The organism is Lysobacter changpingensis (assembly GCF_017308985.1).
Classification (GTDB): domain Bacteria; phylum Pseudomonadota; class Gammaproteobacteria; order Xanthomonadales; family Xanthomonadaceae; genus Lysobacter_J; species Lysobacter_J changpingensis.
Genome location: NZ_JADWPE010000002.1, coordinates 1,020,130 through 1,034,800, shown reverse-complemented (window position 1 = coordinate 1,034,800; position 14,671 = coordinate 1,020,130). Strand labels below are relative to the sequence as shown.

14 protein-coding genes and 1 pseudogene are annotated in these 14,671 nt (G+C 68.7%); 6 read left to right on the top strand and 9 right to left on the bottom strand.

What is annotated here, in order from left to right:
* Positions 1 to 2 precede the first annotated feature (2 nt).
* The 3 genes from I4U41_RS06445 to hslU all read left to right on the top strand — a co-directional run bounded on the left by I4U41_RS06445 (position 3) and on the right by hslU (position 2,356).
* Positions 3 to 272: a DUF3079 domain-containing protein gene (locus tag I4U41_RS06445; RefSeq protein ID WP_242525007.1), complete on the top strand. Its 270-nt coding sequence runs from the start codon at positions 3 to 5 to the stop codon at positions 270 to 272.
* A 47-nt stretch (positions 273 to 319) separates the two neighbouring features.
* Positions 320 to 871 (top strand): ATP-dependent protease subunit HslV, encoded by a 552-nt coding sequence (gene hslV, locus I4U41_RS06440; protein ID WP_206860256.1) that lies wholly within the window; start codon positions 320 to 322, stop codon positions 869 to 871.
* A 96-nt stretch (positions 872 to 967) separates the two neighbouring features.
* On the top strand, positions 968 to 2,356 hold the full coding sequence (gene hslU / locus I4U41_RS06435) for an ATP-dependent protease ATPase subunit HslU (RefSeq protein WP_305061761.1): 1,389 nt from the start codon (positions 968 to 970) through the stop codon (positions 2,354 to 2,356).
* Between the two features lie 50 nt (positions 2,357 to 2,406).
* On the opposite strand, the gene I4U41_RS06430 is transcribed toward hslU, so the two are convergent.
* Genes I4U41_RS06430 through I4U41_RS06420 form a run of 3 tightly spaced genes read right to left on the bottom strand, consistent with a single transcriptional unit; the run spans position 2,407 to position 4,718 of the window.
* The gene (locus tag I4U41_RS06430) at positions 2,407 to 2,853 is read right to left on the bottom strand and encodes an OsmC family protein (protein WP_206860255.1); all 447 of its coding nucleotides are present in this window, start codon (positions 2,851 to 2,853) and stop codon (positions 2,407 to 2,409) included.
* A 46-nt stretch (positions 2,854 to 2,899) separates the two neighbouring features.
* Entirely contained in the window at positions 2,900 to 3,970 is a 1,071-nt protein-coding gene (locus tag I4U41_RS06425; RefSeq protein ID WP_206860254.1) for a hypothetical protein, read from the bottom strand.
* Positions 3,971 to 4,010: 40 nt separating this feature from the next.
* Entirely contained in the window at positions 4,011 to 4,718 is a 708-nt protein-coding gene (locus tag I4U41_RS06420; protein WP_206860253.1) for an AraC family transcriptional regulator, read from the bottom strand.
* 199 nt (positions 4,719 to 4,917) lie between these two features.
* On the opposite strand from I4U41_RS06420, the gene I4U41_RS06415 reads away from it, so the two are divergent.
* Positions 4,918 to 5,736 (top strand): SDR family oxidoreductase, encoded by an 819-nt coding sequence (locus I4U41_RS06415; protein WP_206860252.1) that lies wholly within the window; start codon positions 4,918 to 4,920, stop codon positions 5,734 to 5,736.
* Positions 5,737 to 5,758: 22 nt separating this feature from the next.
* On the opposite strand, the gene arr is transcribed toward I4U41_RS06415, so the two are convergent.
* From arr to I4U41_RS06390, 5 genes and pseudogenes are all read right to left on the bottom strand, one after another.
* Positions 5,759 to 6,160: an NAD(+)--rifampin ADP-ribosyltransferase gene (arr, locus tag I4U41_RS06410; RefSeq protein WP_206860251.1), complete on the bottom strand. Its 402-nt coding sequence runs from the start codon at positions 6,158 to 6,160 to the stop codon at positions 5,759 to 5,761.
* 150 nt (positions 6,161 to 6,310) lie between these two features.
* Positions 6,311 to 6,766, bottom strand: coding sequence for a nucleoside deaminase (locus I4U41_RS06405; protein WP_206860250.1), 456 nt, complete (start codon positions 6,764 to 6,766; stop codon positions 6,311 to 6,313).
* On the bottom strand, positions 6,763 to 7,251 hold the full coding sequence (locus I4U41_RS06400) for a GNAT family N-acetyltransferase (protein WP_206860249.1): 489 nt from the start codon (positions 7,249 to 7,251) through the stop codon (positions 6,763 to 6,765). Before I4U41_RS06400 ends, I4U41_RS06405 begins: the two co-directional genes overlap by 4 nt.
* Before the next feature lie 35 nt (positions 7,252 to 7,286).
* Positions 7,287 to 8,375 carry an HlyD family secretion protein gene (locus I4U41_RS06395; RefSeq protein WP_206860248.1) on the bottom strand — a complete coding sequence of 363 codons (1,089 nt, stop codon included), beginning with the start codon at positions 8,373 to 8,375 and terminating at the stop codon, positions 7,287 to 7,289.
* Between the two features lie 7 nt (positions 8,376 to 8,382).
* Positions 8,383 to 10,030 (bottom strand): annotated as a pseudogene (locus I4U41_RS06390) (MFS transporter); the annotation flags it as partial.
* A 91-nt stretch (positions 10,031 to 10,121) separates the two neighbouring features.
* Between I4U41_RS06390 and ubiE the strand changes: the two are divergent.
* On the top strand, positions 10,122 to 10,895 hold the full coding sequence (gene ubiE / locus I4U41_RS06385; protein WP_206860246.1) for a bifunctional demethylmenaquinone methyltransferase/2-methoxy-6-polyprenyl-1,4-benzoquinol methylase UbiE: 774 nt from the start codon (positions 10,122 to 10,124) through the stop codon (positions 10,893 to 10,895).
* Between the two features lie 68 nt (positions 10,896 to 10,963).
* On the opposite strand, the gene treA is transcribed toward ubiE, so the two are convergent.
* Positions 10,964 to 12,655: an alpha,alpha-trehalase TreA gene (gene treA / locus I4U41_RS06380; RefSeq protein ID WP_206860245.1), complete on the bottom strand. Its 1,692-nt coding sequence runs from the start codon at positions 12,653 to 12,655 to the stop codon at positions 10,964 to 10,966.
* A gap of 70 nt (positions 12,656 to 12,725) precedes the next feature.
* Between treA and I4U41_RS06375 the strand changes: the two genes are divergently transcribed.
* Positions 12,726 to 14,666, top strand: coding sequence for a M1 family metallopeptidase (locus tag I4U41_RS06375; RefSeq protein ID WP_206860244.1), 1,941 nt, complete (start codon positions 12,726 to 12,728; stop codon positions 14,664 to 14,666).
* Positions 14,667 to 14,671: the final 5 nt, after the last annotated feature.

Sequence of the window (14,671 nt, the reverse complement as noted above, 5' to 3'; positions counted from 1 at the left end):
TCATGGCGAAGGACTTCCCCCTCAATCCCAAGCACCCCGAGCGCATCTGCCGGGGCTGCGACCGCCATTGCCCGACGCAGGCGCCGGCCTGCGGAAATGGCTCCGGCCGCGACATGCATCCGGGCCGAAACGCAGGGGGAGAAGTGGTACGAGGAGTGGGCCATCGAGCCGTGCCCCGACCATCCACGCATGGCGCAGGGGTAGGCCAATCGATAGCGCGCGACCGTCCGCGCGTGATGCGGCGGCACGATCGGCGCGGCCTGCCTGCTTGAACCGGCGCGTCCATGCCCCCACCGATGGGAAATCCCCCGGAGGTCGCATGGACCCACGACAGAACCCCAACGTTTTCCACGCCACGACCATCGTGTCCGTGCGCCGCGAAGGCCGCGTCGCCGTCGCCGGCGACGGCCAGGTCACCCTCGGCAACACGGTGATGAAGGCCAACGCACGCAAGGTGCGACGCCTCGGCCGCGACGGCCAGGTGCTCGCCGGTTTCGCAGGCGCCGCCGCCGATGCCTTCACGCTGTTCGAACTGTTCGAAGCCAAGCTCGAGAAACACGGCCAGCTCACCCGCGCCGCGGTCGAGCTCGCCAAGGATTGGCGCACCGAACGCCGCCTGGGCAAACTCGAAGCGCTGCTCGCGGTCGCCGACCGGGAAACCTCGCTGATCATCAGCGGCACCGGCGACGTCATCGAGCCGGAGGACGGCATCATCGCGATCGGCTCCGGCGGCATGTACGCGCTGTCGGCCGCACGCGCGCTCATCACGCATACCCGACTGGACGCGCGCACCATCGCCACCGAGGCGATCAACATCGCCGGCGACGTGTGCATCTACACCAACCGCAACGTGGTGGTGGAAGAGCTCTGACGCCGGGATCCGGGATCGGGGATTCGATATTCGAGCCCCGTTCCGACACGCGCTTTCGCGAATCCCGAATCTCCACTCCCGAATCCCCCATTCGACATGCCCATCAAGCCCGATAATTCCAACGCCACCATGACGCCGCGCGAGATCGTGCAGGAGCTGGACCGACACATCGTCGGCCAGCATTCGGCCAAGCGCGCCGTCGCCATCGCCCTGCGCAACCGCTGGCGCCGCATGCAGCTGCCGGCCGAGCTGCGCAACGAGGTGATGCCGAAGAACATCCTGATGATCGGCCCCACCGGCGTGGGCAAGACCGAGATCGCGCGCCGCCTGGCGACGCTCGCCAACGCGCCGTTCGTGAAGGTGGAAGCCACGCGCTTCACCGAGGTCGGCTACGTCGGCAAGGACGTCGAGCAGATCGTGCGCGACCTCGCCGACACCGCGGTCAAGCTGTATCGCGAACAGGCCAAGCAGCGCGTGCGCACGCAGGCCGAGGAACGCGCGGAAGAGCGCATTCTCGATGCGTTGCTGCCGCGTCGCCAGGGCGCGCCGACCGTGTTCGGTTTCAGCGCGACCGAGGAAGCGAAGGACGAGCCGTCCTCGCAGGAAAACGAGACGCGCGCGAAGCTGCGCAAGCAGCTGCGTACCGGTTCGCTCGACGATCGCGAGATCGAGATCGAAACGGCCGTGAACGTCGGGGTCGACATCATGGCGCCGCCCGGCATGGAGGAAATGGGCCAGCAGCTGCGGCAGATGTTCTCGCAGGTCGCCGGCGCGAAGACGCACAAGAAGACGCTGCCGATCCGCACCGCGCGCACGCAGCTGACCGAAGAGGAAGCCGGCAAGCTCGTCAACGAGGAGGAAGTGCGCGAGGCGGCGATCGAGGCCTGCGAGCAGCACGGCATCGTCTTCATCGACGAGATCGACAAGGTCGCCAAGCGCAGCGAAGCCGGCATGACCGGCGGCGACGTCAGCCGCGAAGGCGTGCAGCGCGACCTGCTGCCGCTGGTCGAAGGCTCGACCGTGAGCACGAAGTACGGACCGGTGAAGACCGACCACATCCTCTTCATCGCGTCCGGCGCGTTCCACCTGGCCAAGCCGAGCGACCTGATTCCCGAGCTGCAGGGCCGCTTCCCGATCCGCGTGGAGCTGTCGGCGCTGAGCAAGGACGATTTCGTGCGCATCCTCACCGAGCCCAGGGCCGCGCTGACGACGCAGTACGTCGAACTGCTGCGCACCGAAGGCGTCAGCCTGGAGTTCACGCCGGATGCGGTGGATCGCCTCGCGGAAATCGCCGCGCAGGTGAACGAGCGGCAGGAAAACATCGGCGCGCGCCGCCTGCACACCGTGCTCGAACGCCTGCTCGACGTGCTGAGCTACGAGGCGCCGGACCGCGATGGGCAGTCGGTGAAGATCGATCGCGCCTACGTCGATTCGCACCTGGGCGAGCTGGTGCAGGATCCGGATCTGAGCCGGTACATCCTGTAAGCGCTTGCTGTTTCCTTGCTCCTCCCCTGCAAGCAGGGGAGGAGCAATGCTCAACGCGGCTCCACCACCACGTCCGTCTTCACCGAACTGGCGATGAAGCAGTTCCGGTGCGCCGATTCGTGCAGCTTCTCCAGCGCCGCCGCATCCGGCGCATCGCCGCCGAACGTGATCTTCGGCCGCAGCGTCACGTGCGTAACGGCCATGCGGCCTTCCGCGTTCTTGTCGAGCGTGCCGATCGCATCGTCCTCGTAGGCGTCGATCGTCCAGCCCTTCTTCGCCGCGATCGCCAGCAGCGTCAGCATGTGGCAGGACGACAGCGCGGCGACCAGCATCTCCTCCGGATCCACGCCCTGCGCGCTGCCGAAATACGCCGGCGCGGCGGAACCCGTGACGCGCTGGCCGCGTTCGAACCGCACCTCGTGGTCGCGCGGGTAATGTTCGTAGTCGAACGGCTGGTCGTTGCGGGTCCAGCGGATCGAGGCGAGGTGTTCGGACATGGCGGCGGCTTCCGTGTGGGCGGGCCGCCACCATGCCACAGCCGCGTCAGCGGGCGACAGGCGCGGGGGATGCGCCGGCGGCCTTGCGGCGGCGGGCCGTGTCCTCGACGAGCTGGTCGTGCGCGGCCTGCTGCAGGCGCTCGATGCTCACCGTGTCGGGCGATGCACCCAGCCGTGCGGTCAGGTCGGCGACCACGCGCTTGTTCGCGTAGGTGTGCGGCGACTGGATGTCGTCGCTCTGCGCGGTGAGCATGTAACCCAGCCGCTGCGCGCTGACCTCGCGGGCCTGCGCCAGTTCGACCAGCTTGGCGCGGTACTCCAGTTCCCACGACGCCAGGCCGGGAAACGCGTTCTGGTCGGCGAAATGCTGCGTTTCGTGTCCCAGGAACACCACGCGGAAGGCTTCGCTGTCGAGGCCTTCGGTGTATCGGGGCACGACGGCGTACAGCGCATCGGCCGTGGCCCAGCCGCCAGCGGCACCGCGTTCGCAACGGCCATAGCCCATCCAGCCACGGCTCACCCAGTCCTCGAGCAGCTCCACCTTCACCGTGTACTGGCCTTCGGGCAGATCGACCTTCCACGGACGGGTTTCCTGCTTGCGCCACAGCATCAGCTCGCGCAGCGGCAACGTGCGGCCCGCCTGCGCCCGATAGCCATGCGCGAGCAGCTGCCCCTGCAGGATCGGTTCCAGCGCGTCCATGTCCTTCGCGCCGGCCGCGTCGGAGCCGAGGCGCTGGCGCAGCGTGGACAGCAGCTTCGCTTCCAGTGCGGCGCGCTGTGTAGGTGCCTTCAACGCGTGCCACCAGTAGTCCTGGTAGTCGCGCAGGATCTGCCGGACGAAGTCGTCGGCGACGCCATCGATGGCGAACACCGGCGCGTCTCCATGACGCGCCAGCATGCACGCGCGATACACCGCGTCGTCGCCTTCGAAGCCATTTGCCGGCGATGCACGCAGCGCACGCACCGCGCGCTGGCTGTCGCCCTGGAGGATGAAGCTGGTGGATTCGTCGATGGCGGCCTTCGCCGCCGGCGTGGAACCGGCCGTGTCGGCGGCGCGCGCGGCCGGCAGCAGGGCGGCGAGCATGAGGAACAGTGGAGCGATGTGCCGGGAATTCATGGGGATCCGTTCGCTGGACGACCGACGGCCGCCTTCGCGCTCATTGCAGCGCGGCGGGCGCGGTGGCGTCTTGAACGGATTTGATCTGCCGGCGCAGCCGCGAGGGCGGGGCGCCGGTCGCGGCGCGCAGCGTGCGCGTGAGGTGCGCCTGGTCGGCGAACCCCGTCGTCGCCGCGATGTCGGCCAGCGGCGTTCCGTCGGCGAGCAGCCGCAACGCGCGGCGGCAGCGCAATTCCCGACGCAGCAACTGCGGCGGCATGCCGTGCGACCTGACGAACGTGCGCGAGGCATGCGCGAGCGAAACGCCGGCCTGCCGCGCGAGCGACGCGATGTCGTCGTCGCCGCCTTCGAGTTCGCGAAGGAACGCGTGCTGCCAGGACTGCAGCGTGGGCGCCGGCGCCGCGCGGCACGATGCGATCAGCTCGCCCAGCCGATGCGGCGCGCGCGTGAACACCGCGAAGGCGTCCTTCGCATCGTGCACGCGCAACACGCGCAGGGACTCGCCGACGAGATCGCCGTCCAGATCCAGGTTCGCCACCTTCGCCCCTAGCCGGCCGAAGCGGTTTCCGTGCGCATGCCAGCGCGGATGCAGCACCAGCGTGCCCGGCACGCAGTCGACCGGGCCGTCGGCGCTCGCCTCGACGTGGCTGCCGTCGATCACCAGCGCCGCGTACGCGCCATCGTGCCGGTGCGTGCGCAGCACGTCGCGGGCGTCATGGCGGGTTTCGAAGCCGGTGTGGGCGTGCATGGGCGGATCCTGGGCAATGCGGTGGCCGCCGGCCAGTGACGGAGGTTGGGTCCTCGTTGGGATGCGCAGGCCCGGCCCGGGGTTGAAAAGGCGATGTCCGCGTGGTCCGGACGTGGTTCGAAGTGGCCGGCTTTGTATCCCAATGCATCCGATGCCGGATCGCTGCGGCCCGCTTACGAAACCCCGGTTTCCATGACACGTGCCGGACGAATGGAAAGCACGTAATGGCCACGACGCCGACGGATCGCCCGCCGGCGACATTCGAAAGGACGAGGCCATGACGAACGAATCTCCTTCACACGCCAACGCCGCGCTGGTGTTCGGCGGGTCCCGCGGCATCGGTGCCGCCATCGCGCGACGCCTGGCTCGCGACGGTCATCCCGTGGCCCTGACCTACGCGTCGCGCGCCGACAAGGCGGCCGAGGTGGTCGCCGCGATCGAAGCCGAGGGCGGAACGGCGCTCGCGTTGCAGGCCGACAGCGCCGATGCGGGCGCGCTCGCTTCGGCCGTGGCGAGCGCGACCGCCCGGCTTGGCCCGCCGGGGATCGCGGTCGTCAACGCGGGGCTCTACCAGGGCAGCCCGCTCGACGCCTTCCCGCTCGACATGCTGGACCGGTTGCTCGCGGTCAACGTGCGCGGCGTGTTCCTGTCGATCCAGGCGGCAGCGGCCCGGATGGTCGACGGCGGCCGGATCATCACCATCGGCAGCAACACGGCCGTGCGCAGTGGCGTGGTCGGCAGCAGCGTCTACGCGATGACCAAGGCCGCCGTCGCGACGCTGGTGCGCGAACTCGCGCTCGACCTGGCTCCACGCCGGATCACCATCAACAACATCCAGCCCGGCCCCATCGAAACCGACATCACGGCCGGCTTCCTCGAGCAACTGGTCGAGCGCAATCCGTTGCGACGCGTCGGCACGCCCGGGGAAGTCGCGGCGCTCGCTGCGCATCTAGCGAGCGCGGAAGCCGGCTACATGACGGGCGCGAGCCTGACGATGGACGGCGGGTTCTCGATCTGAGGCAAGCGGCAGGACGTCCGCCTCATTCCTCGATCGCCTCGACCCCCGCCAGCCCGAGCTTCTCCAGATGCGCACGCATCTCCCGCAGCCGCTCCGGCGAATGCCCTTCCCATTCCATGACCTCGCCGACCACGCGGAACGGATGCGCGGAGCGGTACGACTTCGTGGGGTTGCCGGGAAAGCGTTTGTCGGTGAGGTTCGGATCGTCCTCGATCGGGCCGGTGGGCTCGACGAGGTAGATGCGGCCACGGCCTTCGCCGATGGCGAGTTCGGCGCCCCAGATGGCGGCGTCCAGCGTCGCGGTCAGGTACACGAACTTCGCCGCGTTGCGCTTGCCGAAGTTGGAAACGCGGCCGGGTTCGATCATGTCGCCGACCGCGAGGTCGGCCTTCGTGCCGTGGTAGTACGTCGGTGCATGCGTCATGGCGCGGATTCCGGTGGCCTGCCGTTTCGACAGGCCGGCGATGCTGCACCATGCGCCGCGGCTTGCCGCAAGCCCCGGGGCGCTATATAAATTGGTTGTGGGAGGCGCGCGGCGCCTCCTTTTTTTGTGCCTGGATGCGGCGCGGCGCGATCAATCCTCGCCGATGTCCTCGTTCCACACGTCGGGATGGGCGGCGATGTAGTCGCCGAGCATGCGGATGCACGTCGCGTCTTCCAGGTCGATCACCTTGACGCCGTTCTCGCGCAGCCAGTCGATGCCGCCGCGGAAATTCACCGATTCGCCCACCACCACCGTGCCGATGTTGAACTGCCGCACCAGCCCGCTGCAGTACCAGCACGGCGCGAGCGTGGTGACCATGAGGGTGTCGCGATAACGGCGCTGGCGTCCGGCCTTGCGGAAGGCGTCGGTTTCGCCGTGCACGGACGGATCGTTCTCCTGGATGCGGCGGTTGTGGCCGCAGCCGAGCAGCCGGCCGTCGTCGTGATAGAGCGCCGCGCCGATCGGAATGCCGCCTTCGGCCAGTCCCTTGCGGGCTTCCTCCACGGCGGTGGCGAGCAGGGCGCGGTAGTCGGGCGTTTCGATCATGCGGAGGCTCCAGCGGCACGTCGCAGCATGTCGATGTGCGGGATGCCGTCGTCGAGGTAGGTGTCGGAATTGCGCACGAATCCGTGCCGCGCGTAGTAATGCTCCAGGTGCGCCTGCGCGCCGATCTGCACGTCGCTGCCGGGCCAGCGATGTTCGATCTGTTCCAGCGCGACGCGCACCAGCGGATCGCCGAGTCCACGCCCGCGATACGCCGGCGCGGTGAGCACACGGCCGAAACTCACCTGCGGATAGCCGAGGCCGGCCGGCAGGATGCGCAGGTACGCGGCGATGCCGTCGTCCTCGGCGCGGCCGATGACGTGCAGCGTGCCGGGATGCGCGTCCTTGCCGTCGGGGTCGAGGTAGACGCATTGCTGCTCCACGACGAACACCTCCGAACGCAGCTTCAGCAGCGCGTAGAGCGTGGCGGCGTCGAGTCCGGCGAAGGTGCTGGTTTGCCAGCGGATGTTCGGTGCGGCTTCGGTCATGCCGGAATGATGCCTCTTTTCGACTGTCGTCAACCTCAGCGCCGCGCGCCCGAGGTGTCGATGCTCACTTCCACGGACATGCCCGGATGCAGCCGCGGGGCGAGCGGCTGGCCGGCGTCGATCGCGATCTTCACCGGAATGCGCTGCGCGATCTTCACGAAGTTGCCGGTGGCGTTGTCGGGCGGGAGCACGGCGAATTCGGAGCCGGTGGCGGGGGAGATCTCCTCCACGCGCCCGTGCAGGCGCGCGCCGCCGAGCGCGTCGACGGTGAAGCTCGCCGGCTGGCCGATGCGCACGAACTCCATCTGCGTTTCCTTCATGTTCGCCACCACCCACATGCGCTCGGGCACCAGCCCCATCAGCTGCGTTCCGACGTTGACGTACGCGCCGACGCGCACCGCGACCTGGCCGAGCTGGCCGTCGCGGGGCGCGAGGATGCGGGTGTTTTCCAGGTCGATCTCGGCCAACCGGATCGCCGCCTGCGCACTGGCGACCGCGGCTTCCAGCACGCCGATGTTGACGGTGACGCTGCGCGCGTTCTGGCGGGCGATTTCCAGCCCGGCCTGCGCTTCCGACACGCCGGCCTGCGCCTGCGTGCTCGCCGCCTGCGCCTGGTCGCGATCGGCCTGCGACAGCAGTCGCTGGCGCGCGAGCGGTTCGATGCGTTGCAGGTCGGCGGCGGCCTTGCGCTGCAGCGCCTGTGCGTTGCGCACGGCGGCTTCGCTCTGCTCGATGCCGGCCGCCGCGCTGCGCTGCTGCTGCGCGGCGTTCGCAAGCGCGGCCTGTTCGCTCTGCAGGCGCGCCTGGGCCTGTTCGAGGCGCTGGCGGTAGATGCGGTCGTCGATCTGCACCAGCAGTTGTCCGCGCTTCACGTGCTCGAAATCCTGCACCGCCACCTTCGTGACGTAGCCGGCCAGTTGCGGCGCGATGATCGTCACCTGCCCGCGCACCATCGCGTTCTCGGTGGTCTGGATCGCGCTGCGGAACGGTGGCAGGTGCCACGCGTAGAGCACGACCAGCACGCCCGCCAGCGCGACGCCGGCGAAGGCGGCCATCTGCCAGCGTCGTCGGCGCCTGCGGGCGGCGTCGGTGCGGGAAGGTTCGGTCGGCGCGGGTGAATTCATGGAGCGGCGGTCGTGGCGGGAAGGGCGGAGGAGGCGGCGCGCGCGGCGGCGCGATCGCGTCGCAGCAGGCGCAGGCGATGGACGAGCATCCACGCCATGGTGAGCAGCGCGATGATCGCGATGAGCATGAACACATCGTTGTAGGCCAGCACGTTCGCCTCGCGTGAAGCGGCAGTGCCGAGCGCACGCACGCCCTGCTGGCTGCGCAGCGCGGGATCGGCGATGGCCTGCGCGTACGCGGCGCCGCCGGCCTGCACGCGCGCGGCGACGAGCGGGTCCTGCAGGGTGAGGTGTTCGACGAGCTGGCTGGAGTGGTACTTCTCGCGCACCGTCTGGAACGTGCCCAGCGCGGCCGTGCCGACCAGCCCGCCCAGGTTCTGCGCCATGCCGAACAGCACCACGAAGGTGATCAGGTTGCGCGGCTGCGCGATGACCTGGCCCATGCCCAGGATCATCGCCGGGCCGAGGAAATACGTGCTGCCGAAGCCGATCAGGAACTGGCTGAGCCACATGTCCTGCGGGCGCGTGAGGCTGGTGGAATGCGCATCGAGCAGCGCGCCGGTCGCGATGCATGCCAGGGCGATCGACGAGGGAATGATCATGCGCCCCGGCACGATGGTGAGCGCGCTGGCGAGGATGCCCAGCGCGCATCCCAGCGCGGTCATCGCGAACATGCCATGCATCTGGTCGTTGGTCAGCCCCAGCGCCTGCATGAAGCCCACCGCGCCGGTGCTCTGTTCCGACAAGGCGAAACGGATCAGCAGCACCGACACGCCCAGGCGCACCATCGTGCCGCTGGCGAGCCAGCGCGTGTTGATCAGCGGATTGGCGCGGAAGTGTTCCACCGCGATCGCCCCGGTGAGCAGCACGATCGCCCCGGACAGCGCCCAGCCGATCCATTCGGCGTCGAACCACCATTCCACGCGTCCCAGCGACAGCACCGCGCACAGCAGCGCCATGCCCGGCGCGAACAGCGCGAAGGTGAGGAAGTCTGCCTTCTCGAACACCTTCATGCGGTCGCTCGGCGGCAGCCGCAGCATCAGCACGCCGCCGAGGGCGATCAGCGCCATGCCGAGCTCGAACAGGTACAGGCCGCGCCATTCGCCGAACTCCAGCAGTTCGGCCGAGAAGATGCGCGCCAGCGGCGTGGCCAGCTGCGCCACGCCGATGCCGACCACCAGCCCGCGCAGGCGATGCTCGGCGCTGAAGGCCTGCATCATGTAATACAGCCCCAGCGTGCTCAGGGCCGCGCCCGCGATGCCGTGCGCGGCGCGGACCGCGATGGCCGATTCCAGCCCGTGGACGAACAGGTGCGCGAACGCCACCAGTGCGTACAGCGCCAGGAACACCTCGGTGAAGGCGCGCAGCCCGAACTGCTGGCGGAACTTCACCAGGATCAGGTTCACCGACACGTTGGTCATCACGTAGGCCGCGGGCAGCCACTGCACCTCGGCCGACGTCGCCCCCAGCGCGCCCTGCAGGTTGAGCAGGTTGGCCGTGACCAGCGCGTTGCCCAGGCCGCCGGTGATCGCCACGAGGAACCCCACCAGGGCGAAGGCGGCCCGGCGGGGCGGCGAGTGCAGCGGGGTGGAGGGCGAGCCCGGGACCTTCGGGCGCTCGTGCTCGGCCCACTCGCGCGGCGCGTAACGGCTCATCGGCGCGGACGTCCTCCTGGCAGCGGCATGGGCGAGGAGGCGGGCCCGCCCGGCGACGGTGAATTCTCGCACGGGGTGCGATAATCGCCGCATGAACGATTCCCAGCACAAGCCAGGCGCCACATCCGGCACGACCCACTTCGGTTTCCGCGACGTGCCCACGGGCGAGAAGCAGAAGCTCGTCGGGCAGGTCTTCTCGTCGGTCGCGCGCAACTACGACCTGATGAACGACCTGATGTCGCTGGGCATCCACCGCGTGTGGAAGCGCTATTTCGTCGGCACCTGCCAGGTCAAGCGCGGCGACCGCGTGCTCGACCTCGCCGGCGGCACCGGCGACATCGCGCTGTTGCTGCGCGATCGCGTGGGCCAGTCGGGCAGCATCGTGCTGGGCGACATCAACGGCGCGATGCTGCGCGTGGGCCGCGACCGCATGACCGACATGGGCAAGGTCGCCGGCTTCGAATACGTGCAGATGAACGCCGAGAAGCTGCCGTTCCCGGACGGCAGCTTCGACCTGGTGACGATCGCCTTCGGCCTGCGCAACGTCACCGACAAGGACGCCGCGCTGCGCGAGATGCATCGCGTGCTGAAAGTCGGCGGCCAGGCGCGCGTGCTGGAGTTCTCGGAAGTGAAGGCGGACTGGTTCAAGCCGATCTACGACTTCCATTCGTTCCAGGTGCTGCCGCGCCTGGGCAAGCTGTTCGCCAACGACGCCGACAGCTACCAATACCTGGCCGAGAGCATCCGCAAGCATCCGCCGCAGGACGAGCTGAAGTCGATGATGCAGGCGACGGGGTTCGGACGTTGCGACTATCGCAATCTGTCGGCGGGGATCGTGGCGATCCACACCGGCTACAAAGTTTGAAGCAGCGCAGCCAACGGGCGTTGAGGTAAACGTCATCCCGGCGAAAGCCGGGGTCCAGGCCCATGCTGTTACCGCGCGCTTTGGCGCGCCTGCGGGTAGCGCACCAGCAACGCGCGCACCACCCCGTTCGTCCACCCGAACCCATCCTGCAGCGGATATTCCCCGCCGGCGCCGTGCGCCTGGCCCGTGGCGTCGTACTTCTCGACGAGCTTGTGCTTCTGCTCGAACACGCGCCGCACCTCGCCCAGGAATCCGTTCGCGATGTCCGTGGCCAGCGCATCCTCGCCGTAACGACGCAGGCCTTCGACCGCGACCCACTGCAACGGCGCCCACGCGTTCGGCGCGTCCCATTGCTGGCCCGTGCGCAACGTCGTCGTGAGCAGCCCGCCGGGTTGCAGCAATTGCGTGCGAACCGTCGCTGCCGTGAACTTCGCGCGCTGCGGCGACGCGATGCCGACGAACAGCGGCGTCAGCGATGCGGCCGTCACCTGCGCGCTGACCTGGCGACGCTTCCAGTCGTAATCGGCGTAGAAGCCGTCGGCGTTCCACAGGTGCTTTGCGACGGCGGCGGCACGCTGCTTCGCACGTTCGTCGAACTCGCGCGCGCACTCGGGCTGCGCGTCCTTGCGGCATGCCAGCGCGATCGTCGTTTCCAGGTGGTGCATCAGGCTGTTGAGATCGACCGGCACGAAGGCGGTGGTGCGGATCGTGCCCAGCGTCCGGCCATCGCCGAGCCAGCGGCTCGAATAGTCCCAGCCGCTTTCCGCACCGGCGCGCAGCTCGCGGAACACTTCGGGCGCAGGACGATCCGGGACGCCCGCCGCGGTGCGAACGTCGTGCTGCCATGCTTCCGGGCGCGGCGTGTCGCGATCGTCCCAATAGCGGTTGAGCACGCTGCCATCGGCCAGCCGGACCACGCGACGCGACGCCTCGCCGGGCGCGAGCGACTGCGCATCGCGCATCCACCACGCGTGTTCGCGGCGCAGTTGCGGCAGGTAACGGCGATACACCGCGTCGCCGTCCGCGCGCGCTTCCAGTTCGACCATGTGCGAGAAGTACGGCGGTTGCGAACGGCTCAGGTAGTACGTGCGCGCGCCGTTGGGAATGTGGCCGTATCCGTCGATCATCGCCGCGAAGTTCGCCAGCATGTCGCGCGCGGAATCGCGCCGGCCGCTTTCGATCAGGCCGAGCATCGTGAAGTACGAATCCCAGTAGTACATCTCGCGGAAACGCCCGCCCGGCACGACGTACGGATGCGACAGCCAGAGCCGGCTGTCGTAAGGCAGCGGCGCGGGATCGGTACGCGTGAGCTGCGGCCACAGTCCGTCGATGTGCGCCGCGAGCGTGCGCCCGACCGCGACCTTCGACGTCATCGCCTGTGGCGGCAGTTCGAAATTCGCCTGCACGAAGGCGCGCAGGTCGAAGTCCGGCGCGTCGCGCGTGGCGAGGAATCCGGCATGGATCGCGGCCGGATCGCGCAAAGGCCGTGCGTCTGCGAAGGTCTTCTGGTCGTCGAACAGGCCCGCCTGCTGCACCGCGGCGAACAAGGCCGGATAGGTGCCATCGGGCGTTTCGACCGGCGCAAGCGCGGAAGTTTCCGGCGCGGCGGTTGCGGCGCGCTGCTGGACCGGCGCGCCCGTGCAGGCGGCGAGGGCGCCCAGCAGCAGGACGGCGAAGGACGGACGAATGGCGTGGTCGAAGGCGCGACGGCTCAAGGCAGGCTCCCGGCGAGGGTCCGGGCAGGGTAGGCGGGCGCGCATCGCCGTCGCGTGAGGCGACGCGCCCGGCCGCGCTACACTCGCCCGCTCACCCGCCATTTCCGGTCCTCCCATGCGTTATTCGATGCTGACCCTGTGCCTTGCCGCCGCCCTCGCCGCCGGTTGCTCGCGCGATGCCGCGCCGCCCGCCGACACCGCCGCGAAGGACACCGCCGCCGCCACGACCGCCGACCAGAAGAACGTCGCCGAAGTGGACGAGTACTCCTTCGCGCAGCCCGACAAGGTCCGCATCGACGACCTCGCGCTGGAACTGAAGGTCGACTTCGACAACAAACAGCTCGGCGGCAGCGCGACGTACACGCTGCAGTGGCTCGACCAGAACGCCACGCAGCTGGTGCTGGACACGCGCGATCTCACCATCGAGAAGGTCGTTGGCGAACGCAGCGACGGCAAGTGGGAAGACCTGAAGTTCGCGCTCGCCGACAAGGACAAGGTGCTCGGCAGCAAGCTCACCATCGAGACGCCGCAGCGCAATCCGCGCATCCGCGTCACCTACCACACCTCGCCCGATGCGTCGGGCCTGCAGTGGCTCACGCCGGAGATGACGCAGGGCAAGAAGACGCCCTTCATGTTCAGCCAGTCGCAGCAGATCCACGCGCGTTCGTGGGTGCCGCTGCAGGACACGCCGCGCGTGCGATTCACCTACACCGCGCACGTGACCGCGCCGCAGGACGCGATGGTGCTGATGAGCGCCGACAACGATCCCAAGGCCGCGCGCGACGGCGACTACACGTTCAAGATGCCGCAGAAGATCCCGTCGTACCTGCTGGCGATCGCCGCGGGCGACCTGGTCTTCCAGCCGATCAGCGAACGCGCCGGCGTGTGGGCCGAGCCGGGCATGGTGGAAAAGGCGGCCGACGAGTTCGCCGACACCGACAAGATGATGCAGACCGCCGAGCGCCTGTACGGGCCGTATCGCTGGGGCCGTTACGATATCCTCGTGCTGCCGCCGTCGTTCCCGTACGGCGGCATGGAAAACCCGCGCCTGACCTTCGCCACGCCGACGGTGATCGTGGGCGACAAGTCGCTGGTCTCGCTCGTCGCGCATGAGCTGGCGCACAGCTGGTCCGGCAACCTGGTGACGTTCTCCACGCCGAAGGACAGCTGGCTCAACGAAGGCTTCACCAGCTACGTCGAGAACCGCATCGTCGAGGACCTGTACGGCAAGGAAGCGGCCGACATGGAGAAGGTCATCTCGCGCAACGAACTGGCCGCCGAATACAAGGAGCTCGATCCCAAGCTGCAGGTGCTGGCGCTGCGTCCGGGCACGCTGGCCGATCCGGACGGGCAGAGCAGCTCGACGGTGTACACCAAGGGCGCGTGGTTCCTGCAGTTCCTGGAGGAGCGTTTCGGCCGCGAGGCATTCGATCCGTTCCTGAAGGAATACTTCAACCACTTCGCGTTCCAGTCGATCCCGACGACGAAGTTCATCGAGTACGCCAAGGCGAACCTGCTCGACAAGTACCCGGGCAAGGTGACCGAGGCCGAACTCGACCAGTGGATCTACGAACCGGGCGTGCCGGACACCGCGCCGAAGACGGTGTCGCCGCGCTTCGATGCGGTGGACGCCGCGCGCAAGGCGTGGCTCGACAGCGGCACGCTTCCCGTGAAGGACGCGACGTCGAAGTGGAGCACGCAGGAATGGGTGCACTTCATCGACGGCATGCCGGAAACGCTCAAGCCCGGGCAGCTGGCCGCGCTCGACGCCGCGTTCCACTTCACCGGTACGCCCAACGGCGAGATCGCGCAGCGCTGGTACCCGCTGGCCGTGCGTAGCGGCTACACGCAGGCGAATGCGGCTGCGGCGGAATTCATCGCGCGCGTGGGCCGTCGCAAGCTGATCATGCCGACGTACGCGGAACTGGTGAAGACGCCGGAAGGTTTGAAGCTCGCGGAAGAAACCTTCGCCAAGGCGCGTGCGGGGTATCACCCGATCACGACGCAGTCGGTGGAGGAGACGATCGCTGGGGCGAAACAGCCGGCGAAGTCGTAAAAGCG

What these genes read in the sequence shown, in the direction of transcription:
- arr (WP_206860251.1), bottom strand. Translation starts at nt 6,160, where the DNA reads ATGACGCATGCACCGACGTACTACCACGGCACGAAGGCCGACCTCGCG.
- I4U41_RS06430 (WP_206860255.1), bottom strand. Translation starts at nt 2,853, where the DNA reads ATGTCCGAACACCTCGCCTCGATCCGCTGGACCCGCAACGACCAGCCG.
- hslV (WP_206860256.1), top strand. Translation starts at nt 320, where the DNA reads ATGGACCCACGACAGAACCCCAACGTTTTCCACGCCACGACCATCGTG.
- I4U41_RS06395 (WP_206860248.1), bottom strand. Translation starts at nt 8,375, where the DNA reads ATGAATTCACCCGCGCCGACCGAACCTTCCCGCACCGACGCCGCCCGC.
- I4U41_RS06375 (WP_206860244.1), top strand. Translation starts at nt 12,726, where the DNA reads ATGCGTTATTCGATGCTGACCCTGTGCCTTGCCGCCGCCCTCGCCGCC.
- ubiE (WP_206860246.1), top strand. Translation starts at nt 10,122, where the DNA reads ATGAACGATTCCCAGCACAAGCCAGGCGCCACATCCGGCACGACCCAC.
- I4U41_RS06400 (WP_206860249.1), bottom strand. Translation starts at nt 7,251, where the DNA reads ATGACCGAAGCCGCACCGAACATCCGCTGGCAAACCAGCACCTTCGCC.
- I4U41_RS06445 (WP_242525007.1), top strand. Translation starts at nt 3, where the DNA reads ATGGCGAAGGACTTCCCCCTCAATCCCAAGCACCCCGAGCGCATCTGC.
- treA (WP_206860245.1), bottom strand. Translation starts at nt 12,655, where the DNA reads ATGCGCGCCCGCCTACCCTGCCCGGACCCTCGCCGGGAGCCTGCCTTG.
- I4U41_RS06420 (WP_206860253.1), bottom strand. Translation starts at nt 4,718, where the DNA reads ATGCACGCCCACACCGGCTTCGAAACCCGCCATGACGCCCGCGACGTG.
- I4U41_RS06425 (WP_206860254.1), bottom strand. Translation starts at nt 3,970, where the DNA reads ATGAATTCCCGGCACATCGCTCCACTGTTCCTCATGCTCGCCGCCCTG.
- I4U41_RS06405 (WP_206860250.1), bottom strand. Translation starts at nt 6,766, where the DNA reads ATGATCGAAACGCCCGACTACCGCGCCCTGCTCGCCACCGCCGTGGAG.
- hslU (WP_305061761.1), top strand. Translation starts at nt 968, where the DNA reads ATGCCCATCAAGCCCGATAATTCCAACGCCACCATGACGCCGCGCGAG.